The 23,507-nt window shown below is 53.0% G+C and carries 18 protein-coding genes; 15 read left to right on the top strand and 3 right to left on the bottom strand.

Annotation, left to right across the window (positions count from 1 at the left end; all coding sequences use genetic code 11):
- Positions 1–7 precede the first annotated feature (7 nt).
- Positions 8–1,273, top strand: coding sequence for a hypothetical protein (locus DMG62_05370; GenBank protein PYY23886.1), 1,266 nt, complete (start codon positions 8–10; stop codon positions 1,271–1,273).
- A 78-nt stretch (positions 1,274–1,351) separates the two neighbouring features.
- Complete coding sequence (locus DMG62_05365) at positions 1,352–2,356, top strand: hypothetical protein (GenBank protein ID PYY23885.1); 1,005 nt, start codon at positions 1,352–1,354, stop codon at positions 2,354–2,356.
- A 319-nt stretch (positions 2,357–2,675) separates the two neighbouring features.
- Here the strand turns inward: DMG62_05365 and DMG62_05360 are convergent, their stop codons facing one another.
- Entirely contained in the window at positions 2,676–3,572 is an 897-nt protein-coding gene (locus DMG62_05360) for a hypothetical protein (protein ID PYY23884.1), read from the bottom strand.
- A gap of 1,776 nt (positions 3,573–5,348) precedes the next feature.
- Between DMG62_05360 and DMG62_05355 the strand changes: the two genes are divergently transcribed.
- Entirely contained in the window at positions 5,349–5,747 is a 399-nt protein-coding gene (locus DMG62_05355) for a ribonuclease H (GenBank protein ID PYY23883.1), read from the top strand.
- A gap of 165 nt (positions 5,748–5,912) precedes the next feature.
- Here DMG62_05355 and DMG62_05350 read toward each other — a convergent pair whose 3' ends face one another.
- On the bottom strand, positions 5,913–6,257 hold the full coding sequence (locus DMG62_05350) for a hypothetical protein (GenBank protein ID PYY23882.1): 345 nt from the start codon (positions 6,255–6,257) through the stop codon (positions 5,913–5,915).
- Positions 6,258–6,891: 634 nt separating this feature from the next.
- Here DMG62_05350 and DMG62_05345 point away from each other — a divergent pair.
- The 12 genes from DMG62_05345 (at position 6,892) to DMG62_05290 (ending at position 22,239) form a co-directional block, all read left to right on the top strand.
- A complete protein-coding gene (locus DMG62_05345) occupies positions 6,892–8,007 on the top strand; it encodes a sigma-54-dependent Fis family transcriptional regulator (GenBank protein ID PYY23881.1) in 1,116 nt (371 codons plus the stop codon).
- Between the two features lie 441 nt (positions 8,008–8,448).
- Positions 8,449–9,501 carry a sigma-54-dependent Fis family transcriptional regulator gene (locus DMG62_05340; protein ID PYY23880.1) on the top strand — a complete coding sequence of 351 codons (1,053 nt, stop codon included), beginning with the start codon at positions 8,449–8,451 and terminating at the stop codon, positions 9,499–9,501.
- A 154-nt stretch (positions 9,502–9,655) separates the two neighbouring features.
- Positions 9,656–10,198 carry an antitermination protein NusG gene (locus DMG62_05335; GenBank protein ID PYY23879.1) on the top strand — a complete coding sequence of 181 codons (543 nt, stop codon included), beginning with the start codon at positions 9,656–9,658 and terminating at the stop codon, positions 10,196–10,198.
- 30 nt (positions 10,199–10,228) lie between these two features.
- Positions 10,229–10,858, top strand: a complete 630-nt coding sequence (locus tag DMG62_05330; GenBank protein ID PYY23878.1) for a sugar transporter — start codon at positions 10,229–10,231, stop codon at positions 10,856–10,858.
- A gap of 10 nt (positions 10,859–10,868) precedes the next feature.
- Positions 10,869–12,176: a hypothetical protein gene (locus tag DMG62_05325; protein ID PYY23877.1), complete on the top strand. Its 1,308-nt coding sequence runs from the start codon at positions 10,869–10,871 to the stop codon at positions 12,174–12,176.
- The gene (locus DMG62_05320; protein ID PYY23876.1) at positions 12,173–13,777 is read left to right on the top strand and encodes a hypothetical protein; all 1,605 of its coding nucleotides are present in this window, start codon (positions 12,173–12,175) and stop codon (positions 13,775–13,777) included. Before DMG62_05325 ends, DMG62_05320 begins: the two co-directional genes overlap by 4 nt.
- A 4-nt stretch (positions 13,778–13,781) precedes the next feature.
- Positions 13,782–14,597 carry a hypothetical protein gene (locus DMG62_05315; protein PYY23875.1) on the top strand — a complete coding sequence of 272 codons (816 nt, stop codon included), beginning with the start codon at positions 13,782–13,784 and terminating at the stop codon, positions 14,595–14,597.
- Between the two features lie 33 nt (positions 14,598–14,630).
- The gene (gene asnB, locus DMG62_05310; protein PYY23874.1) at positions 14,631–16,610 is read left to right on the top strand and encodes an asparagine synthase (glutamine-hydrolyzing); all 1,980 of its coding nucleotides are present in this window, start codon (positions 14,631–14,633) and stop codon (positions 16,608–16,610) included.
- Between the two features lie 33 nt (positions 16,611–16,643).
- Positions 16,644–17,846 (top strand): hypothetical protein, encoded by a 1,203-nt coding sequence (locus tag DMG62_05305; GenBank protein PYY23873.1) that lies wholly within the window; start codon positions 16,644–16,646, stop codon positions 17,844–17,846.
- 12 nt (positions 17,847–17,858) lie between these two features.
- Positions 17,859–19,226, top strand: coding sequence for a GDP-mannose dehydrogenase (locus DMG62_05300; protein ID PYY23872.1), 1,368 nt, complete (start codon positions 17,859–17,861; stop codon positions 19,224–19,226).
- Positions 19,227–19,286: 60 nt separating this feature from the next.
- Positions 19,287–20,840, top strand: coding sequence for a hypothetical protein (locus DMG62_05295; protein ID PYY23871.1), 1,554 nt, complete (start codon positions 19,287–19,289; stop codon positions 20,838–20,840).
- Between the two features lie 118 nt (positions 20,841–20,958).
- Complete coding sequence (locus DMG62_05290) at positions 20,959–22,239, top strand: dolichol-P-glucose synthetase (protein ID PYY23870.1); 1,281 nt, start codon at positions 20,959–20,961, stop codon at positions 22,237–22,239.
- Here DMG62_05290 and DMG62_05285 read toward each other — a convergent pair.
- Positions 22,226–23,507: hypothetical protein (locus tag DMG62_05285; protein PYY23869.1), on the bottom strand; the 1,282-nt coding region annotated here is incomplete at its 5' end. The two genes, DMG62_05290 and DMG62_05285, sit on opposite strands and share 14 nt — an antisense overlap.

Here is a 23,507-nt window from a genome sequence, read left to right as displayed (position 1 = left end):
ATTCGTCATGCCCGGCAGAGTTGCCGCCGCCGCCTTACTTATCGTTCTTAGCGCCTGGATCTTCGGATGCCGTGGAACTGCGAACTCCGATGCAACTACCGAGCAGGGAACGAATCAAGACGCTCCTGCTATTGAGAGCGTGTGGGCCATGCATTACGACAACGACTCAAACACTTCACAATTGCAAGCAGTGCTCATAGCCAGCGCTTCCGTCAACGTGAGTGACACAGTCAAATTGTCGGGGTTGTTTTTGCCTGGGGGAACTGATCCCAAGGCGCAGTTGATGTTTGGACAGCTGCGCTCAAGCGTCGACTGGATTCACGCCAGCCGTCAACTGCTGGCATTTCGCTACGACGGCAACTCAGCGCATCTACTCTCGGCCGCTGAAGTTCCTATACCAGCGGGCGAGGTTGCCGGAAGTATCGCAGTAGTGCCGGAGCTCAAGGCCGTTTACCTGATTTCATACGTTTTCGGAGGCTACTTCGATACGCCCGGCCACCTCCTGCTCTTTCACTACGATCCAGACGGAACCATCACAGGGCCGACCGACGTTACACCATCCATTGATCGATATTCAGTTCCCACCTTCAGCGATCTGGCATATGGCGAGAAAACACAGCTCCTCTATGGCACGTCATACATTTTTGCTCACACCCAACCCGGTCCCTTGCCGGCTTTCGCCACCGTAAGCAAGGACGGAGTTCCTTCAAGTTTTGCTTCGTTCAAGCCGGGAGGCCAGCCTGCGCCTGTGCTTACAACTGCCAACTTTTGTTTAATTTCGGGCGGTTCACAACCGTTGGCATACACTCGCGATGGAAGCTTCCAAGTCAGCTACAACAGCGAGCAGAACGCACTGACAGTGATGTCCATCACAGGCGAAGGAGTAGCAGGCTTCGCCGCTCGCACTGAACAGTTCGGAACAGATTGCTCGGGGCCAGTTGTGCGTGGCGCCGCGCTCGACGAGCCGCACAATGCTTTGTACGCCGTTTTGCAGATGCTGGACGCAAAGATATCGACCCCACTTTCGGCGGTGCTCGCACGGTTCACCTTCGATCCGATGACCGGAGCGATCAGCTCGGCGCCTGTCCAGCAAATCCCGGTTGGCGCAACCGACCGCATTTACATTCCACGCTATGGCTCTCGGATATTCGTGCTTGGTAAGAGCTCAAGCCTGATGATTTACGCGCTCGCGGATGAGCGACCAACAAATCCGCAAACTGAGATCCTCGCATTCACACCTGATCTCCTGTTCGGAGATGTACCCAAGCTTTGAATTCAAAGCTAATTGCTAATCGCTACTTTTCGAGCTAATTCTGCTTTCGAATCGCTGCTTTTCAACTAGCATCTCCAGATGCGGCTCTCAATTCTGCTTTTTGCTTTAGTCGGTCCGCTGGCGGAAAGGATTCCTGGTAATCCGCTCGAGCATCTTCCTGCTAACGTCGAGATCCTGACCCATTTCGGCGAACGTGCGGACATCTCCCCGGACAATCAGCGAGTCGCCTTCATGGCTAAGAGTTTTGGCGACGCTATGGTCGTCGACCTGAAGTCGCGCATCATTCAATGTTTGACGTGTAATGTTCCCGGCGCCGCCTTCCTCCGAGTCATGTATCTGGTGACCGGGGACTACCTCCTGATCGGCCCCGATCGCTTCGAAGATACCCACATCAGTCGGACCCGCGACAACGAACTCTGGTTCTTGAGCAAAGAGCGCGGAGCCAAGCCGGTGAAGCTAGGCCAGAAGATGAGTGAGGGCGCAGCGATTTCGAAGAAGAATCTAAAGATTGCGTTTTCACAGGTCGCTGCCCAATCCCCCGATCTTGCGCCCGAGGCTTCACGGCTAATGATGGCGGACTTAGATCCTTCCGGCGCGCCCAAGCTGATCAACAAGAGAACGGTGTACGAAAGCAAAGACCGAGGGTGTGTACTCGAAGCCCAGGACTTCTACGACAACGATACCAAGATGACTTTCACCTGCTATGAACCAGAGGGACATGCGTCTGTCATGGGCATTGATCTCGAAAGCGGTCAGGTGACGAACTTCTCAAAAGCTCCGGGAACGTATAACGAAGTGGAAGGCATCTTCCCGGATGGACTCTACACGACGGTCGAAGCCGACCGTCAGTGCGAGCAGCTAGGCGGCAAGCGCGGCTCCGGCAACATTGACATCTGGAAGCTGAAACTCGACGGAGCCGGAAAGGACTTTACCCGGCTAACACACTTCAACGATTACGAAGGCGGAAAGGCATCGAACCCGGTAATTTCGACTGATGGACGGTTCATGGCCTTTCAGTCTGCAAGGACGAGCGATCCTGCCGGCGTGGGCTACGGCATTCTCCTGTACTGGTTCAAACGCTAGCAATTAGCTGGAAAGGCAGCAATTAGCAATTAGCTACGGCAACGGCTTAAAGCGGCAATTCGCGATCAGCAATTAGCTAAGACAAAACCGGACAAAATCGGATAGCCTGCACGGCTAGCGGCTTCCCGCTAATCGCTGCGTTTCGAGCTAATTGCTTATTGCGAATTGCTTATCGCTGCTTCTCCCGGAGCCCCAGGATTCATCCGAGGAGCGAGGCTTTCCAGCCTCGCGACAAAGCGAGACGAACAGACGATGCGTTTTAGCGCTGGCCCGCGCCCCATCAGGGGCGGGCAAGTGCCGCCCATAATGGGTCTACAATTCAGTTCGCGTCGGTGGCGCCGTGTCCAACGAGGATGTCGTTCACGTCGATGTTGTCGAGGACAGCCGCACCAAAGAAATCAGGCCCGGTGTCGGTCCCCTCGTCAAAGACAATCTGAATTCTCTGGACCTTAGCGCTCGCCGGAATCCCCGCAGCCAGCAGTTCGGGGGCGCCCCAGCGCATGCGTATCCAGGCATTGCTGAATAACTGAATCGTGCCGGTGTTGCAGCCAAGAAAGAAAAATCCCATATCGGTGCTGATGTTCCAGCGCGGCGCTCCCCCACCGCAATGTGATCCTTGCGGGCTGGAGGTCCCGCCGAGCGTGGGACTCTTTCTGATGTCCCAACCGAGCTCGGTGAGAACAGTGCCTTTCACCTTCTTCAACTCGGCAGTGGCTGAAGCAAAGTTCTCGCTCGGGCCGGTTTTCACAAGCAGAAGACCTTCGTTGTGCTGGTCCTTCACATCGCCAGTCGGGCAGCCCGGGTCCGTAGATGTGTGAAAACTTGCGATTCCCGTGCCAGTCGCGTTCGCAATCGCAATTGTCGCGTTCGTAGGGCAGCCGATCCCATTGAGCCAGGCCGACTGCACCAGATTGGTATGCCCGGGGTCGAACTCCTGAGGCTTCACGCTGTGAAACTGCTCGTTTGGATCCGATACGGGATTCCCAGATGCGTCGAGCACCACGTTTCCATTGGCGTCAAGCAGCGGGTCGTCGGCTGGCTCGGGAATCGCACTCATGATCGCCAACGAGCTCTGCAGCAGCCTAGTGACTTGATCGGGGGACAGAGTGCTTTGAGCTGTGGTGGTAGGAGTTGTTTGGCCCAGGGTCTGTGCCCTCAGGAACAGCGCAAGACCCAGGCAGGCCGCGACGGTCACTAAACCAAGTAGCTTCTTCATGGCAACTCATTCTTTTCTCCAGGGGAAAAGTTGATTAATGAGAGAGTTGTAGGAAGTAAAAGGGGCGCTTCGAAAGATGCCGATGGTGGGAGGCACGTTGCCAGAGCGGGTGAAGCCGATTCCCAATATGGCACTCACGTACCGGCAGGTCGGGCCAGCACACACTTTTGATCTGACTCTGTCCAATTTCCGGACAATTCCCGCTGCATGCAGGATGATTCCCAATCTGCGCTCAAGCTACGGGCAGGTAGGGCCACACACACTTGATAACTCTGCTCAATTGTTAGACTGTCATCGGCTCACTTTTCTGTCGTTCCATTCTCCGTCGGCTTTCGTAAGGTCGGAGCGGCACTCTTCCCATTTCCAGGAACAAAGGCCAGAGAACCCGGACACCTCTCCCCAGAGTTCCCAGCTGGGTTGTCGTTTGTACACCAAAGATCTTCGGCGTCTTCTAGCGGCTCCCGGGTACCAGCAGCCAAGAGCTCGCGGCCAATCGCTTGTCGCGAATTGCTGCCTTCCTGCCGTGTGTCGGTTTACGGTGTAAGCTCTGGTCTTGGGGTGTGGCTCTCGGGTATTCGTACTTGGTAAGAACTCAAGCCTGGTGATTTACGCGCTCGCGGACGAGGGACCCACAAATCCGCAAACCGAGGTCCTCGCATTCACACCTGATCTCCTGTTCGGAGACGTACCCAGGCTTTGACTTCAGAGAATACGACTCTTCGCGTGAAACCGGATTCCGTGTGCAGTGAACTCGCACGAGCACTCTTGGAATCCTCAAATCCTTTGTTCCCCGAGGTACCATTTCGGGATTCATCACATCAGCGCATGAACCCGCATTCTGGGTTTGAAGTTCAGTCGGAGAGCGATGAGGCAAACAGCGCAGCTCCGAGCTTGAATTACGTTCCAATTGAAAGGTGTTCTAAGCGAGCCAGGTAATTGATAATGTTGGAGGAGACCGCGTGACAACATCTTTCGCAACGAAGAAGTCATGCGCGCAAGACTGCACGAGCGCACATGACATATGAAGGCCAGGTTCCCAATTTAGCAATAAGAGTTAACAGTCTGCGGTGAAGTGGAATACGAACTGATTTCGAAACTCTCGACTCGCAGCGATTCCTTCCTGCGCGAATCGCATCCAGAATTGTTCCATTTTGAGCCACACCACCGCGTCCCAACTGGTAGACCTCAGCCGTCCATTTTGAGCGCAGCTGGCGAGATGCCGTGTCGTGGCACAAACAACAATGAGAATTCGGAAGGAAAGAATACGATGGGAGGAAAAATTAAAAGGGCTGCGACATTGGTTATGCTCCAGCCAGCAACTCCTGCGAGGGAGTTACCGACGTGGATACATGTACCGTCACAGCCCCTGATGCGATCACTGCTTTCGCAGTTCCAAACCCCGGCTGCACCTCGCAGTGTCCGCCGGTTTTTTCGGGTCTGGTCACCCTGTGGATCGCTCCACCGGGTTGATCACCCAGCCTACTTCGGTTCAGCAACTTGATAGGCACTGAACCTTTCAGCCGTCGACGCGACTTAATCTAAAGATCACGACCATAAGTGTCAACGCTAATGATTGGTGCATAGGCAATTTCAAAGCTCTGGAAAACTGACAGGGCAAAACACTGACGAACCACCACTTATGCCAGCGATTTTGATTACGTACTCATTTTTCACATTGTTTCCACAAACTCAAATCGCAAGAACTTTGGGACGAGTCCAAACATTCACTTGACCGCCGAGCAGAGTTGACGCATTTTGTGAGTAGAACGAAAGCAGATGTCAATTTTTCTTGCACATGTTGATGGTGGTTCCCACGGCAGTCCCGGACCTTCCGGGATTGGCGTCGTGCTCCAGGACTCTCAAGGCGAGAAGATCCGGATCTCAAAGTGGATAGGGCATCAGGACAATAATGTTGCCGAATACGTCGCCTTGCTCGAGGCTTTGCAGCACGCTCTGAAGCTGAAGGCTAAGGTGCTGCACGTTTTCTCCGACTCTCAGGTGGTAGTCCGTCAGATGACAGGCGAGTACGCATGTCGCAGCCCGCGCCTGTACTCCCTCCACTGGACCTGCCGCAAGCTGGCCCGTTCCTTTGATTTCGCGATCTCTCACATCAGCCGCGAGTCGAACCGCGAAGCCAACCAACTCGCTCACCATGCCGTCCACTCCCGAGGGTAAGAAAGTTCAAAATTGAACCGACTACGATCAGCCACCTGGCCACACTGACCGGCGGCTACGTTGATCCCGGGAATCGCACAGCTAGTGATTCATACCGCAAGCGGAATCTTTCTTTCCGCGCGGAAGGCCTTGCCTAGAGCTATTACGCCGAAGCTAAAAGCCGTTTTAGCCAATCCGCATCAACAATTTGCAGCTCTCTCGTATGTATTCTCGTTCTGGAATCCCGAGGGCCACGAATTCGAAGCCATATTCCGTTCCATATTGGTAGCAAACGCGTGCGGGAAGGTGCAGAGGTTCGGGAGCCAACGGGATCTGCAAATGCACAGTGTCGCCTACCTGAAGCTTGGTGCTGGTGCTTATGCCGGCGCCTCCTTCAGCCAAATCGACTCCCCTTCCATCTACGTAGGTAGGAATTTCCCCTCTGCTGATACCGATTCTGACGTTCTCGTGGAACTGAAATCTCGGAAAGCGACGCTGGGGGGCTAGAGTCACGTTTGTCCAAGAGAAAATTGGGCGGAAACCCGGGGGAACCCACTTGCAGCAGCATCATGCGTTCTGCGGTAACTTGCTAATTACTGAAGGACATGTCCGCATAACCGTACGGACATGTCCTATAGGACAAGGGCCTCTCTTGAAACTTAAACAGTCTCCTGAAAAGTTTCAAAAGAGAAAATGCGTCACCGCGAATGCCTGTTGTTAGCTGTAGAAGTAGAAATGCAAAAACTTCGCAAAAGGATGCACAACCCTGCGTGCATCAACTCGCATCTGTTTTCTTCACGGAGGCACTCTGGTTTTCCAGAGTCTCCATAGCCGTTTGCTGCTCCGAAGCGGTGGCAAGTCATCGGAGCCGCTGGATTTGCGTGGCCTTCGTGCAATTGTGAAGGCTCTGAGTTGGCGACCGGGGAATCGAGTATTTGTCCTTTCTGCTTCAGGGTGTTTTCAACTGGTAAGACTCTAAGCCTAAGCAGCACGGGCAATGAGTTGATTCTGCTTTGAATACCAGTTCGCACCTCTCTGTGGCATTGTGTGATTGCGTTCGAGCCAAGAAGGTACGTTCCTTTGTTCGCATGGCTGGAGTTCCCGGTGCGCTCTACTTAGGACCGAGGATTTGCAGAGTTAGTCCCTCAAGAAAGAGGTTCTTGCAATGAGCGGTGCCACTTGGTCTTCGTCTGCCGCCCAGAAAGAAGCCTGCGCGCCGGTTGCGCCCACTCCCGTCGCCCTCCCGCCTGCTGAAATTCCTCTCATTGAGGGGATCGCCGAGGGCTTGTTCTTTGTCTGTCACAGTCGGGCGATGCGCGAAGTTCGCTGCATGGTGGATCTCGTCGCACAGACTAATCTGCCGGTGCTGATTCTGGGAGAAACCGGAGCAGGAAAAGAAGTCGTCGTTCGCCTCATTCACCATGTCTCGTTGCGCAAAAATCGGCCATTCCTAAAAGTTAACTGCGCCGCCCTTCCGGCGGAATTGCTTGAAAGCGAACTGTTTGGCTATGAGGCTGGAGCGTTTACCGGCGCGACGAAAGCCACGGCGGGAAAGTTCGAGGCCTGCAATAAAGGCACAATTCTTCTGGATGAGATCGCCGAAATGCCGCCGGAACCACAGGCGAAGCTGCTGCAGGTATTGCAGGACGGCGAGTACTGCCGGCTGGGAAGCGCGAAGCCTATTCGTGTCGATGTCCGTGTGTTGGCAGCTACGAACGTTGATATTGCTCGTGCGATAAGAACGAAAAAGTTTCGGGAAGATCTCTACTATCGACTGAATGCGTTCTCGCTGCAGATCCCCCCGCTTCGCGAGAGGATAGAGGACATTCCGGTTCTTCTTCAGCATTTCATCTCTGCACAAGCAGCTGTACTCGGTTGTGAACCGCTGCCGCTCACGCCAGACCTGCTAAAGGCGTGCTTGCGCTATTCCTGGCCGGGAAACGTGCGCGAACTCGAGAATTTCGTGAAGCGCTATCTCATTGTGCGCGATGAGAAAAAGGCAGTAGCTCACTTGCTGCCCGAAACATACCGCGCGAGCAGCTCGCAACAGAGCGCCACCAGCACATTTTCAATGAAGGCCACCGATTTGAAATCGCTTGTTCGCGGACTGAAAGAACAAGCCGAGCGGCAGGCGATCATTGGAGCTCTGGAATTATCGCGCGGAAATCGCAAAGATGCTGCTCGGATCCTCAACATCTCCTCGCGAGCTCTGATCTATAAAATGCGCGAATACGGCATCGACGGAGCGAAGGAAAACTATCCCACCGAGCTCTCCGCATAGCTGAACGGCACGCGTCGGCAAAGCTTTTCCAATTCCTCAGTATTCCTCGTGTGCTGCTGTTGCATCGATCTCTGAGAACAGAACTTGCATTTGAATTTCTGTCTCGTTCGTTTCGGCACTCAGCGCCTGCAACTTTGAGTTGCAGGGACGGACCGGCAAAGCTACTTTCTGGTTCACGTAATAAACCCAAGCCGCAGCTCTCGTCAGAAAATTTTTGCGCGCGAAAATCTTTTCACTTCACCTCGCTGCGAAAACAGCATAAATATTGATTCTCATGAGGTTGGCACAAATCGTGTCAATTTATCGCAAGTCGTTGCGCATGCCGATACTTAGCCGAGAAACAGGTGCGCAGCCATCGCGAATCTCTGACTCCAAAACGATTTGGAATCCAACATGCTCTGATAGGCGCGATCGCAAACGTATCAAGCGAACGCGATATTCATGGCGCCCTCTTCATTGACTACGAGTTCATGGCCGCATCAGGAACTCAACCAATTGCCTCCTGACACAATCTTCTTCGGTCATTCCGAACACATGAAGGCACTGCAGAGTCGAATTGAGAAAATAGCCGCTTTGGATATGCCGGTGCTGATAGAAGGAGAGAGCGGCACGGGAAAGGACATTCTCGCGCGAATGCTGCACCAGCGATCGCCATGGATGTCGGGAGTGTTCGTAAAGCTGAGATGCTCTAACATCCCTGAGAGCTTTGATGACTTTCTGGAATCTTATGCCGAGGCTGTAAAAGGTATACCTCGCGCTACTTTAAGTTCCGCTCACTCTGGTTGTCACGGCACTTTATTTCTCGACGAAATATCTGAGACGAGCGCAAGCCTGCAGGCAAAACTACTACGGCTACTGCAAGAGGGTAGGCTTTGTAGCGTAAATCTCAAGCGATGCAAACTGAACCTCCGACTGATCTGCGGGACCACTTGTGCGTTGGAGAGTGCGGCAGAGCGAGGCGATTTCCGCAGGGACTTGCTTTATCGGATTAACGTACTCACACTGCGTGTTCCTCCTTTGCGCGAGCGGACCGCCGATATACCAGATCTCACCGCGCATTTCCTGAGTTTCTTCAGCAACGCATATGCCGGCGAGGCCAAGCGTCCGTCGCAGGAAATGATGCACTTCTTACTCAATTATTCATGGCCAGGAAATATTCGTGAGCTCGAGAATTTGTTGAGGCGCTATGTCCTTTTCGGCTGCGAAGAAGCCGTTTGCCAGGAACTCTTGGGACGAGCAAGTGAGCAGAATACGAAACAGCTCTCATCGCCTGGCGCAGTATCGCTGAAGGAACTGACGAAGAAAGCCGTTCGCGAGCTTGAACGTGAAGCGATTTTGAAAGTGTTGCATGCAAACAAGTGGAACCGCAGGCGAGCGGCTTGTGCGCTGAATATTAGTTATCGTGCGCTGCTTTACAAACTGAAGGATGTTGGCATGGCTGCCGCTGCGCCAGGAAAAGCTGACTGGCAAGCTGGCGTGCAGCAGACGCGATAGAGATGTAAGCAGTGTTTGGAATAGGAAGCGACCTCGCAAAACGAGAGCGCTTCCCGCAGCCGGTGAGTTTTGGCGAGTTTGCACCGGTCATTTAGCAACAAGGAAAGTGAGGTTCTAATCAGGGTCCGAGCGATGGGACTTAGAGGGCGAAGCTATGGGCAGCGTACAAGTCATACCACACGAAACGACGATTCCAACGTTGCCTGAGGCTCAATGGTACGCAGTACAGACGCGTCCACGCCATGAAAAGAAAGTCGTCACGGAACTAAGCGAGAAGCACATCGATTCATATCTGCCAGTGTTAAATGAAGTGCATCACTGGAGTGACCGGCGCAAGGTAGTGCAAGTGCCTTTGTTCCCCGGTTATGTGTTTGTTCATGCGCACCTCCATATCAATGCTCGTCTCGCCATTCTGCGCACCTGGGGGGCTTTGGGTTTTGTTGGACCGCAGCGCGAAGCTATCCCCATTCCAGAAAGCGAGATCGAAGATATTAAGACTCTGCTAATGACGAAGATTCCTCTCTCACAATATCCGTTCCTCAAGATAGGACAGCGTGTGCGAGTGCGTGGCGGCGCACTGGACGGATTGGAGGGTATCTTGATCACAAACGGGCAAAAGAAACTAGTAATTTCGGTCGCAAGTATTCAACGCTCACTGTCCATCACCATTGAAGGCTACGACCTCGAGCCGGCATAAGAAGCTCCAGCAACTGCTGAAGTGACTAATATGGGATCAAATTACTTTCTGCGACCGGCCACAATCGCGATTGCTCTGGTTCTTTCCCTTTATCTTGCTGGTCAAACAGGCAAGAGCGGTATTGACGGCGATTCTGCCGCAGCTTCCGCAGCGGTGAGTGTACCGGTGCCTGCCAATCAGTACGTAATTGGTCCAGGCGACGTTTTGGCTGTGAATGTATGGAAAGAGCCAGAAATCTCACGAACGTTGCCTGTGCGACCCGACGGAAATATTTCGCTGCCGTTAGTCGGCGATATCATGGCGAACGGTCGCACACCAACAGAGCTACAGAACGAGATTCGGCACCAGCTTGGTACTTACTTGTCCACTCCTGAAGTAACCGTTCTGGTACAAGAAGCGAAAAGCCAAAAATTTAACATTGTTGGCGAAGTAGAGAAGCCGGGCTTATACGTGATCAGCGGCCCGATGACGGTTCTTGACGCGATCGCCATGGCAGGCGGGCTTCGCGATTTCGCTAAGGCAACGAAGATCTACGTGCTCCGCGGGAATGTGAATGGAACGCGCGTCCGGCTTCCGTTCAACTACAAACAAGTTATCAAGGGCACAGATCTTACTGCAGACATTCAGCTTCAACCACATGACACAGTGGTAGTTCCATGACGGAACTCGAATGTGCCTGAAACTCTTGATATTCGCGGCTCTCTTGCTCGTGAGTGAAGCAAGGTTGCAGGCACAAAGCTTGAGCGATCCAATTCTACCCGGCGAAATCCCATTATTCGCAACCCAAGAGGGTGGCATACGGGAAAATTCATTTTCACTCGGTCTGCGCACCTCCGTTGATTTCGACGACGACGCATTAGGTACTGCTCGAAGTAAGCAATCAGACTTGCTCACCATCGTCGAGCCTCACGTAGGATGGAATGTCTCCAGGCCAGCAGCAAAATGGGCGATTGACTATCGTCCCGGCTTCTCGAACAGCAGGGTACTCGGTACGTACAATCTCCCGTCCGAATTTCTCAATGGCAGTCTGGAACTCGCAGTCACAAAGCGCCTCAGACTACGCGCTCACGAGACATTCCTGAGGACGAACAACGCATTCGATCAGCTGCAAACCTCACAGCTCATATCCACGTCAGGCGCCGCTAATTTGCTAAATAGCAACATCATCACAACGGCAAGAATGAACAATGAGCAGGCAGGCATGGATTTAGCGTACAGCTTGGGACCTCGATCCATGGTTGGGTTGAACGGGACGTTCTACAACGTTAGTTACACTTCTTCATCCGATGCGCGGGAACTCGGCGCCGCGAGAGCCGCCAGCGCGAACACCTTCTATTCCTATCGATTGACCAGGCATAATTCGATCGGAGTGGATTGGAATGTTCAGGAACTCGTTTCAAGAGATCCTCATTCGCGGTCTCTTGTTGAAAGGGTTCTTTACACTCAGGCGATGCTGCTCACTGCTTCGAATAAGCTCACATTTTTCTTGGGACCGGAACACTCAGCTTTTCGCACTGACTCTGGCTCGAGTCTCTCAGAGACAATCAGTGCTCTTTCGCGGCAAAAGGAATGGAGCTGGACGGGCGGAGCTAACTACGTGTGCTCGCGCAAAAGTACAACCTTATTGCTGGGATGGAACCGGAGGATCAGCGATGGAGCAGCTCTAGAAGGTATTGTCCGACTCTCCAGTACGAGCGCCGAAGTGAGACAGGTGCTCACTCGTCGTTGGAAGATCAACGCGCTTGCTTCTGAGGACCATGCTCAAGGATTAGCAGTACGTACTGAGCCACTCTCCTATGTTTCTGTTGCGTTTGGCGCGACGCGCGCCATCACACCACGGTTGTCCTTGGATGTTCGTTACTGGCATGCCCATGCAACAACCTCAAATCCGGTGGCAGCAAATTTGGCAAATCACAATCGACTATCAGCGTCGCTGATTTATAACTTCACGGCTCCAGTTAGCAGGCAGCATCGATGAATAATCCGCAGAAGTCACCAGCAGGAACGCTGCAGTACTACTTCTCGGTAATTCGCCGGCGGCAGTGGTGGCTGTTACTACCAATGTTCGCAGTATGGGCGGCGGTGATGGTGGCGGCGTGGTTGATTCCCCCGAAGTACCGGTCCGAGACGGTGATTATTGTCGAGCAGCAAAAAGTGCCGGAACAATATGTTGTTCCGAATGTCGCTGTCGACCTGCAACAGCGCTTGCAGAGCATGACGCAGCAAATTCTGAGTCGAACCAGGCTGCTGGGAGTCATCAATACATTTCATTTGTACAGCAACAAACGGAATAACTCTGACGCCGATCTCGCAGTGGAAGGAATGCGGAGAGACGTCAAAATTGAGCTGGTACAAGCGCCTGGGCGCCCCTGGGAGCTCTCGGCGTTCAAGATCTCGTACTCCGCGGGCAATCCAACGTTAGCTCAACAGGTCACTCGGCAACTCAGCTCATTATTCATTGAAGAGAATTTACACAATCGGCAACAGCTCTCGGAAGAGACCACAAGATTCCTCGAAAGTCAGCTGGAACGGGCTGGCCAGAATCTGGCAGATCAGGAGGAGCGGCTTCGTGATTTCAAGGCTAAATATCTAGGGGAACTGCCGGAACAATTACAGACCAACATACAGATACTCTCCGGCCTACAGACTCGGTTACAGGCTGCTACTGAAGCTCTGGATCAGGCAAACCAGCAAAAGCTGTACCTGGAATCGCTGCTCAATCAATATAAGAGCGTGCGTTCGCAGCTTGCCGTTCGCCGCGGCGATTCCAAAGGCAATCCGCTCACGCTTGATGAGGAGCTCGACAAGCTTAGAGCAGAGCTCGCAGATATAAGCTCACGTGACACGCCTCGGCATCCGGACGTTTTGCGCTTAAAGCGGCAGATCGCGGATGCCGAGGCCCTGAAGCAGCAAGTAGACGCCGAATCGAACTCTAGTAAACGCGACGAGGAAATGGAAATAGCTGGACGGCCACGGACTCTCTCCGAGTTGCAAGCGATCTCGCCGATGTTACAAATCGAAGGGCAGATCAAGTCCAACAAACTTGAGATTGCTAATCGCCAGCAGGAGATCAGCCGACTGGAAGCCCAGCTTGATGCATATCAGAGTCGCCTGAACCTCACTCCTGTGCGAGAGCAGCAGCTGGCTGCCATCACTCGTGACCACGAACAATCTCGCACGAACTATGAATCATTGCTGAACAAAAAGATGCAGTCGGAAATGGCTACCAACCTGGAGAAGCGCCAGGAGGGTGAGCAGTTCCGCATCATTGATCCAGCGAACTTTCCTCAGAAGCCGTATTTTCCTGATCGGCTGAAATTCAGTCTGCTGGGCCTGATCTTAGGTACTGGGATTGGCGCGGGCGTAACCGTATTGGTCGAGGCAATGGACGAACAGATTCATTCTGGAGAAGACTTGCTCACCATTACACCAGTTCCAATTCTGGTCTCAATTCCCCTCCTTCAAACCGCTGAAGAGCAGAGTAGAGCCTGCTGGCATCAGCGATTGCAGACGGGTGCCGCGTTACTTATCTTTGCTGTAATCCCAGTGGTGACCGTACTTTCCTACTACAAGGGTTAAAAGAATGAATAAGATTTTCGCTTTGAATGGCGAGGCGGAGGTACTGCGGGAGTTCGATACAAACGCCATCGAAGTGGATCACGTTCCAGTGATTCAGCTGGTTGTACAGCCACAGCACCTGGTGGCATTCACCGACCAGGCCAGTCCCGGCGCTGAAAAATTTCGCGTACTGGCTCTTCGCCTGCGAAATTTCCAAAAACGGCAGCAGCTGAAGAAGCTCCTGGTTACGAGCAGTATTAAGGGGGAAGGGAAGAGCGTGATATCGGCCAATCTGGCTGTGACGCTGGTGCAACAAGGGCAGCGAATCTTGCTTATGGATTGTGACATGCACCAGTCAGGGTTGCGGGATTTGCTGGGCAGCCATACTCAGCCAGGTTTAAGCGATTGGTGGAACGACTCAGAGGGCATCGTTAGCTTCTTAAGAAGGGTAGAAGGCCTGTCACTCTGGTACTTGGGAGCTGGTCGATGCAGTGAGTCGCCAATGGAAATCCTGCAATCCCAACGCTTCGCGGATATGCTGAACCAAGTCGCTTCCTGGTTCGACTTCGTGATCATCGACTCGCCCCCTCTAGTGCCAGTTGCGGACTCTACCTTCCTGGCCGGCTTGTCCGATGGAAGCCTGGTGGTCGTGCGTCAGGCACGAACACCGAAGCCCCTCCTGAAAGAAGCGTTGAAGACGGAAAACTTGAAGCCACTTGGAATCGTCGCTAACGAATGGAACGATGCAGAGCATCGGTATTATGGCCAGTACTACAAAACTTATCCGCCTGCCAAAGAAGTAGAAAGATCCGTCCCAATATCTGTAGTCAAGTCAAACTAGATTCGAAGCTTATAAGTACTCACAATAGATCCAATGTGCGGAATTGCAGGCATTGTCGGCGCTGACCAGAGTTATCTAGCCGAGGCGGCGCAAGTCCATCGCATGTGTCAGGCCATTGTCCATCGAGGACCTGACGATGAAGGCATCTATGCGAAAGGCTGTGCCGGCATCGGCATGCGACGCCTGAGCATTATCGATCTATCTACGGGAAACCAGCCGATCCACAATGAGGACAGAACGATCTGGGTTGTCTTTAACGGAGAAATCTACAATTTCCCAGAGCTGCGGGAAAAGCTTGAAGGCCTTGGTCACGAGTTTTACACCAACACGGATACCGAGGTGATCGTTCATTTGTACGAAGAATACGGAACGGCCTGCGTACGTGAACTGCGGGGAATGTTCGCGTTCGCAATCTGGGACGAGAACCGTCAGAAGCTCGTGCTTGGGCGCGATCGCTTCGGTAAGAAACCGCTTCATTACGCCGTCAGTGAAGGCCGGCTGCTGTTCGGCTCTGAGATCAAGGCCATTCTGGCAGTTGCGCCTGAGCTGCTAGAGATCGATCCTCGGGGAGTTCTTCATTTCTTCCACTTCGGTTACATACAGGATCCACTCACTGCCTTCACAAAGATCCGCAAGCTACCACCTGCTCACGTGATGGAGTGGAGTAAAGGCCGAATTCACATTCGCCAATATTGGGACTTGCCACCTCTTGGCTCGTTTGATCCGAAATCGGAAGAAGAATGCTTAGAGGAATTGGAAGCGCGTTTTAGCGAGGCCGTGCGAATCCGCCTGATGAGCGATGTTCCCTTGGGTGCGCTTCTGAGCGGCGGCGTCGATTCTTCCGCAGTGGTGGCCATGATGGCCCGATTCAGTTCGTGCCGTGTAAGAACATTTTCGATTGGCTTCTCGCATGCAGATTTCAATGAAGCGAGTCATGCACGCCTTGTGGCGCAGCGTTTTGATACTGAACACCACGAACTGTTTGTTGACCCGCAAATCGAAGAAACAGTCAACCAACTAACCTGCCATCTTGAAGAGCCGTTTGGTGATTCATCCATCGTTCCTACATTTCACGTTTCCCGAATGGCACGCCAGCATGTGACTGTAGCCCTGGCGGGAGATGGTGGGGACGAGCTTTTCGCCGGGTACGATCGGTATACCTCACACATCCGGCGCCAATGGATTCTTCCCTTCCCTTTTCGGACCGGGGAATGGTACAGAGCATACGTCCATCCGCATGTTCCCACGGGATGGCGGGGTCGCAGATTCTTGTTCAACCTATCGTTGCCATGCCGCGAGCGTTACCTGGACAGTGTGTCTTTGCTTCCTACTTGCGTTCGAGAGCGCCCTCTATTTAGCACCGGCTTTGCTGAATGGGCAGATAGTGTTGAATCGCCCTACAACTCATTTCTCGACTACTTTGCCGGACGACCTGCTTCCGATCCACTGAGCGAGGCGCAATATCTGGATACAAAGACATACTTGCCCGGGGACATTCTGACCAAAGTGGATCGAATGAGCATGGCGACATCTCTCGAAGTTCGTGCACCCCTGCTCGATCATTGTCTTGCAGAGTGGGTAGCTGCTCTATCACCAAAATGGAAACGGCGCTTCGGACAATCGAAATACATGCTCAAGAAATTGGCGGAGCGACTCGGAGTTCCGCGCGAAGTGCTATATCGGCCCAAGCAAGGCTTTTCTATGCCGCTGGTGCACTGGTTTCGGCAGGATCATTCTCCTGCGCTTCTCGACATTTTGGTTGAGCCGAAGACCACGCAGCGAGGGTACTTCAACGAGCAGGAGGTCCGCCGGAGAATACAGGAGCATCGTAAAGGTATTCGAGATCGTTCCTGGGAGCTGTGGCACTTACTGATCTTTGAGCTGTGGCATCGGAATTTTTTGGAACCTGCGGCTCAGCTACACTCTTTTGCTGTCCCCATGCGCAAGCCTTTTCTCAGCCCAAGCGTGATGGCTGTAAGCGGAAGAAGGACAGCGGCAGCCGAAGTGGCCTGACGCAGGCTAAAAACAAGCATTCCTTTTTCAGACATGCGGCCATCCAGCAGTTGCGTGAAGCGTGTACTACTTCTTGTAGACACGCTGAATCTCGGGGGCACGGAAACGCAGTTAGTAAACACTGCCATTCGGTTGAATTCGGATTCATATCAGGTGACTGTCGGCTGTCTTCGGGCGGAAGGCCCACTGCTTCAGACTCTGCGGCAAGCTGGTATTCAAATTGTAGAGTTTCGAAAAGAAAAGACACTGTTGTCGCTGAACGGTTTGTATCAGCTGTTTCGACTGATCAAGTTTCTTCATCGGGGAAAGTTTCACGTACTCCATGCTTACGACTTATGGGCAAATCTGCTGGGAATCCCAGCAGCTCGGTTAGCGCGAGTGCCAGTGATTATTTCCAGCCGAAGATATCTTGCGGATCACGATTGGTATACGACGCGGAGGAACAAGATACTTCGGTTTCTCTATCGAATGTCAACTCATGTTGTAGTGAATTCGATTTCGGTTCGTGAGCTACTGGTAAAGCGAGACAAAATTGCGCGCCGAAGGATTCGTGTCATCTACAACGCCATAGAGGCTGATCGCTTTGCCTGTTCCCGTAGGAAGAAGATTGAAAAGCTGCCAAATATCTGCGCAAATTCCAAGATCATTGCAGTCCTGGCAAACCTGTACGCGGTGAAAGGTCATGCTCATTTGATCACGGCAGCGACGACGGTCTGCGCCTCTCACCCTGGTACCGTATTTCTCCTGATCGGGGATGGACCTGAACGAGTGAAACTGCAGCAAATGGTAAAGGAGCTTGGACTCGAAAAGAATGTGCTCTTCCTCGGATGCCGCGAAGATGTCCCTGAGCTGTTGGCTTGCTGCGATCTCTCAGTTCTTGCTTCGGAATCAGAGGCGCTTCCCAACTCAGTTCTCGAGACAATGGCGGCTGGCCTGCCGATTGTGGCAACTCGCGTGGGGGGAATCACCGAAGTCGTCCAGGACGGAGTTAACGGCGTGCTCGTTCCGCCCAATAATGCGGAAGCGCTGGCAAGAGCCATCTCGCGATTGCTGCGAAATCCGGAATGCGCCGCCAAACTCGGCTCCGTTGCGCAAGAGCGGGTGCGAAGAGACTTCAGCTTCGAGCGGCTTATCAGTCAGACGAAACAGCTCTACGACGGCTCGGACAATGCAGTAACTCTGGAAGTCGCTCGCCTGCGCCCCTCTCAAAGTCTGCATAAGCGGCAGCCTGCCTGAATCGGAATCGTTATGAAATCAATCAGTGTGTTTGGTCTTGGATACGTCGGTGCCGTCACTGCAGGTTGTTTCGCGAGCGTAGGGCACAATGTCATTGGCGTGGATGTTAGCCCGGAAAAAGTGGAAATGTTGCAATCGGGCAAGGCGCCGGTCATGGAGCCCGGGCTCAATCAATTGATAGCAGACGCTTCCAAAGCCGGCCGCTTACGGGCAACTCTCGACGCGGGCCTGGCCGTACGTGAATCGGAGATCTCGTTCGTTTGCGTTGGCACTCCGAGTTTGCACAACGGTTGCCTGGATTTAAGCAGCGTGCAGTATAGCTGCGAGCAGATTGGCAGAGCCCTGCGGACGAAAGAAGAGTTTCACTGGGTCGTGCCTCGTAGCACGATGCTACCCGGTACTGCAAAGTCGAAGATCATCCCCGCCATCGAAGGCGCCAGCGGAAAAAGGGTGGGGATTGACTTTGCGGTTTGCGCCAATCCAGAGTTCACCCGCGAAGGGTCGGCCGTGGCTGACTTCTTGAATCCGGCGATTACCGTTTTGGGAGCCGATGATCCAGCTCACCTTGCGCCTCTGCGCGAGCTGTACAAGGAAATCTCCGGTCAAATCTGCGAAACATCGCTCCCGGTTGCCGAGATGGTGAAATACGTCTGCAACGCATTCCATGCACTGAAGGTAGCGTTTGCGAATGAGATTGGATCGGCGTGCAAGGAAATGAAGGTCGACGTAGATGCAGTGACAAAGATCTTTCTTTCCGACACGCGGCTCAATATTTCCCCAGCCTACCTGACGCCAGGATTCGCTTTTGGCGGCTCATGTTTACCGAAGGATCTGCGAGCACTCACATACCGTGCCAAGCAACTCGACCTCGATCTGCCGTTATTGCGGGCCATTATGCCAAGCAATCAGGCTCATCTTGAGCGTGCTATCGATACCGTACTTGCCACCAGGCACAAGAAGATTGGTATTTTGGGTTTGAGCTTCAAGTCTGGAACGGATGATCTGCGTGAGAGCCCTTCCGTACAACTAATCAAACGCCTCCTGGGCGAAGGATGCCAAATACAGATCTGGGATCGCGATGTTTCACTCGGCCGTTTGGTCGGCTCCAATAGAAAATTTATCGAGGACGAGATTCCTCATATTGGGATGCTCCTCTCGACAGATTTGGAAGAAGTAGTTCGCGGCAGCGAGGTTGTGGTCATTGGCACAAAATCTATCGACGAAGAAGTAGTCTCGACGCTTCTCAGGGCGGAGCAAATGGTGATTGACCTGCACTCTCCAGCCCAGTCCAGAGTCTCGATCCCTGTGAATCAGGAAGCTTCCGTCCATGAGTCGGCCCCCTCGGCGCTCTTCGGGGAGCCCGCATATGCTGCATCATGAAGTGATGCCCTCTAGCGGCACGGCATGTCACTTCCCGCGAGTAGATGAGGTTCAGATCTTATGATCGATGGACAGCTAGCGTTAAACGGTAATCCTGACCTCAAGGATTTTGAACGCAGCATCGAATCGTACCGTCGAGATCGACGGCTCGGAATCGTAATCCTGCTTATCCTAATAATTGGTACGTTTTACTTGCTAACTATACGATCGGGTCAGCCTTGGGGTGATGATTTTGCGCTGTACATTCAGGAAGCGGCAGATATTGCTCATCACTCAAGTTACATGAAATCGAATTACCTGTTTAATCCACAAAATCCAGGCGTGGGTCCAAAGGCTTATCCCCCTGTTTATCCACTACTTCTTTCTCCGATTTATGCAGTCTTTGACCTGAATCTCACAGCAATGAAGGTCGAAAACGTAGTGCTCTTCATCGCGTTTCTTGCGATCTTCTATTTCTTTATACGCGACGAGCTTCCATTTCCTTACGTCGTTGCGGCAATCGCGATCGTGGGAGTTAATCCGAACTTTTGGTATATCAAAGATGGCATTCAATCTGAAGTACCGTTTACTTTGTTCCTGTTCACAGCTTTCTTCGCCATTAAACGCGCTTACGAAAAGGAGTTGGAGCGCGGCTGGATCAGCCGTGCTGTCTTATTGGCGGTCCTGATTTATCTCTGCTACGGAACCCGCACCACGGGAATTCTGCTCATTCCGGCTTTGCTCGGTTATGAAGTGGTTCGCTTCAGGCGAATCACTCGACTCGGTGTGACCATCACGGGCATCTTTGTTGTGCTCTGGTTAGTGCAGAATGCGTTTGGCTCTAGCGATGCAAGTTATGTAAGTACGTTGCCGAAAATCTGGACCAACCCAAAAATCATTTTGCAAAACACAGTTGAATATACGAGGGCGCTTTCACTTTTTTGGGCAAGTGAAACTGATAAGCCGATTCGCTATATCGTTTTTCTCCTTCTTTCATCGCTCGCGGCAATCGGTTATCTGAGGAAGCTTCGCAGGCCAGCCGTCTGGGACCTGTATCTGCCGTTGCATTTATCTCTGATTCTGGTTCTCCCTTATCCGGCAGGCCTGCGGTATCTGCTTCCAATTGCGCCGCTGTATGTACTTTACGCGCTTACCGGATTCCGTGAATTCACATGGAAAGGCTTTGCAGTGAGACAGGCGGTTGTATTTCCCATTGTGATATTGCTCGTTGCGCTCTCCTACACGGTGCTATATAGACGAATGGACTTTGGAGCCTTCCCCGACGGAATTGCGAAGAAAGAAACCGTGGCATTTTTCCAGTATGTGAGGAATAACACAGAACCGACGGCGGTTTTTATATTCAGGAAACCGAAAGCCCTGGGATTATTCGGACAACGGCTAACATCGGTTTACCCCGCGGAGGGAACCGATGGCCAGCTCTGGCAATACATCGAAAGCATCCATGCGACTTATCTCGTCAAGTCCCCTATCGACGAACCGCTTTGGCATACATTCCTCAATCGGAACCGAGGCAGGCTGATCGAGACTTATTCGAATGCGGATTTCAAAGTTTATAAGGTTCCGAAAGATAACATTCAGGGCCAGCCGAATCTATTGCAAACCGCCCTTCATTGATCTGCAAGAACTCTGAGAAGCGACTTTACGGGAAAGAAGACCCATCCACCGACACGATCGAGTGTAGGCGTTGAGAAGCCTATCGGACCTCCGCTCTCAGGGAAAGGATCATTACATCATGACCGCCATTAGCTCTCCGCTGCTCGTTGCTGAAGCAGGGAAACTGCCTGTTCCCATTGCTCCCGAAGTCTCAGTAGTGATGCCTTGTCTGAACGAGGCAGAGACACTACGAACTTGTATCGAAAAGGCGCTGCGCGCATTTCGAGAGACGCAAATCGACGGAGAAGTCGTCGTGGCTGATAACGGAAGCACGGATGGTTCTCCTGAGCTGGCGCGATCGTGCGGAGCTCGTGTGGTCCATGTCGAAAGCCGAGGTTACGGAGCAGCCCTGACGGGAGGAATTGACGCAGCGCGCGGCAAGTACGTCATTATGGGAGATGCCGATGACAGTTATGATTTTGGGGATTTGCCGGTTTTTCTCCAGCAGTTGCGCGCTGGTTTCGATCTGGTGATGGGCAACAGGTTCAAAGGCGGAATAAAGCCCGGTGCGATGCCGGCGCTACACCGATATCTTGGCAACCCGGTTCTCACGCGAATCGGACGCCTATTTTTCAAATCTCCTTGCGGGGATTTTCATTGCGGACTGCGAGGCTTCAGTCGAGTTGCCTGGCAAACAATGGGACTCCGGACGAGCGGAATGGAATTTGCAAGCGAAATGGTAGTGCGGGCTACGCTGCTCGGCATGCGGATTACAGAAGTGCCGACGACTCTATCACCGGATGGGAGGAGCCATCCGCCGCATCTCCGCACATGGCGAGACGGCTGGCGCCATCTTCATTTTCTGCTTTCGTACAGTCCACGCTGGCTTTTCTTTTATCCGGGAATGCTGCTCATGGTAATAGGTGTACTGGCTGCGACTCTCGCGCTCTCAGGACCACATCATTTCGGGAACGTATTGTTAGACCATGGCTCTGTCCTTTGCGCGCCTCTCGCGTTGCTTCTCGCTGTGCAGGCAATTGGGTTTGCCGTGTTTACAAATATATTTGCTATTTCTGAAGGGCTGTTGCCGCGCAACAAGAGATTCAGTAGCGTACTTCGCTTTCTGACACCAGAAGTCGGTTTGCTGTTTGGTTTAGCTCTTGTTCTCTGGGGCGTTGGTGGATCTTTCATTAGAGCTAGAACACTCCAGCTTGGGTCGCTTGACTATGCAGCCACGCAACAAATACTTCAATCTCTAATGCCCTACATACTTCTTCTTAGCCTGGGTGTTCAGGCGATTTTGTCCAGCTTCTTTGTCAGCGTATTACCTTTAAAAGCCGTATTGGCTGAGTCGGAATTGTCGGAAGTCGTGCAGGATGCGCCTTCGGAACACAGTCTGCTGCAATCTACTGGATCTTAATAAGATAGACATCGGTGCAAGCGGTGGAGACGTGCCAGTTTCCGCTACAGCCGTTGGGATGAGCCATGTTGCTGTCGAAGATGACGTATTTGCCATCGCGACTAATGGCGGCATGAGGCTGGGCTCCGAAGTCCTCCATGGCGCGAGTACGGGCATGAGCCAGACGATAGATTTTCGTGCTGCTGTTGTTGGCATCGATGCGCGCCAGAATGAGCTCGTCCTCGTATAGCGCCCAGTTGCTGGAAGAAGGCGCTTGGTAATTGCCGTCGTTGGTGAAAAATTCCGGTCCCGGTGTGTTGCCTTGGAAGAAAGAGATCACCGACCAGGGCTGCGAGGCGCTGCCACGATAACTGATATGCCAGGCTGGCTGATTATCGAGCAGGCATATGGCGGACGAGGTGTTGTTCATCTGGCGTACATCAAGTCCCCAGCCGCTGGGACACGGGTTGGTGATGCCGGCCAGGGTAGTGGAATTGCCGCTCTCCAGATAGACCGGGTTGCCGTTCAGATCAGAACCTACATCGATATGGTTGGTGAAGTCCTGCAAATGAATCAGCGAGGAGCCGTTCCACAGACGATCGCCCTGTTCGGCTCCGCTGCCCTCGGCGCCAAAACCGATGACCGGCAGATTGTTGGCGGCAAGCAGCAGCCCATGTACACAGCCCGGCTGGTTGGTGCCGGTGACGCTGCCGGAGATAGTGCAGGAAGTGGTGTACTTGGAGGTTTTGCTTTGCAGGCTCAGCGACCAGACAAAGACATCCATGGTGTTGTTCGCGTTCTGCCCCACCAGCAGGATGTGATCTCCGTCTTTAGAAAGATCGGCGTTATCGGGGGAGTTAATGCCAGCGCTGTACTCGGTAAAGGTGTGCACCACTGTCGAGACTACCGAACTGCCGCCCACCGTTCCCTTGTAGAGGGTGTTACCGCTGGTGTAGTAGAAGACGTTGCCATTGCTTGCGTCCCACAGCGGGTGGCCGTTGTTCATGCCCGGCATGTTGGCGGCCGAGACCGCTACGTTGCCAGTTGTATCGCGGATCCTCAAGGTACCGTCGCTACCCCAGATGAAGACCAAGGTGTCGGTGCTGTTAAGCGGAGTGTAGGTGGAATAGCCGTGGGTGAGTCCGAGATGAGCTCCATTGCTGTCGGTTTCGTCGATGCTGCTGTCGGTCAAGCGTTTCACGGCACAGCCGAAGGCAGGATCGGTATAGCTCTGGCCCTTGGCCGGCGGTACAAACGTCGCCCAGTTCGTAGGAATATGCACTAGCCCG

It is taken from the genome of Acidobacteriota bacterium, assembly GCA_003225175.1.
Lineage (GTDB): Bacteria > Acidobacteriota > Terriglobia > Terriglobales > Acidobacteriaceae > Gp1-AA112.
This window is presented reverse-complemented; position numbering and strand designations above follow the sequence as displayed.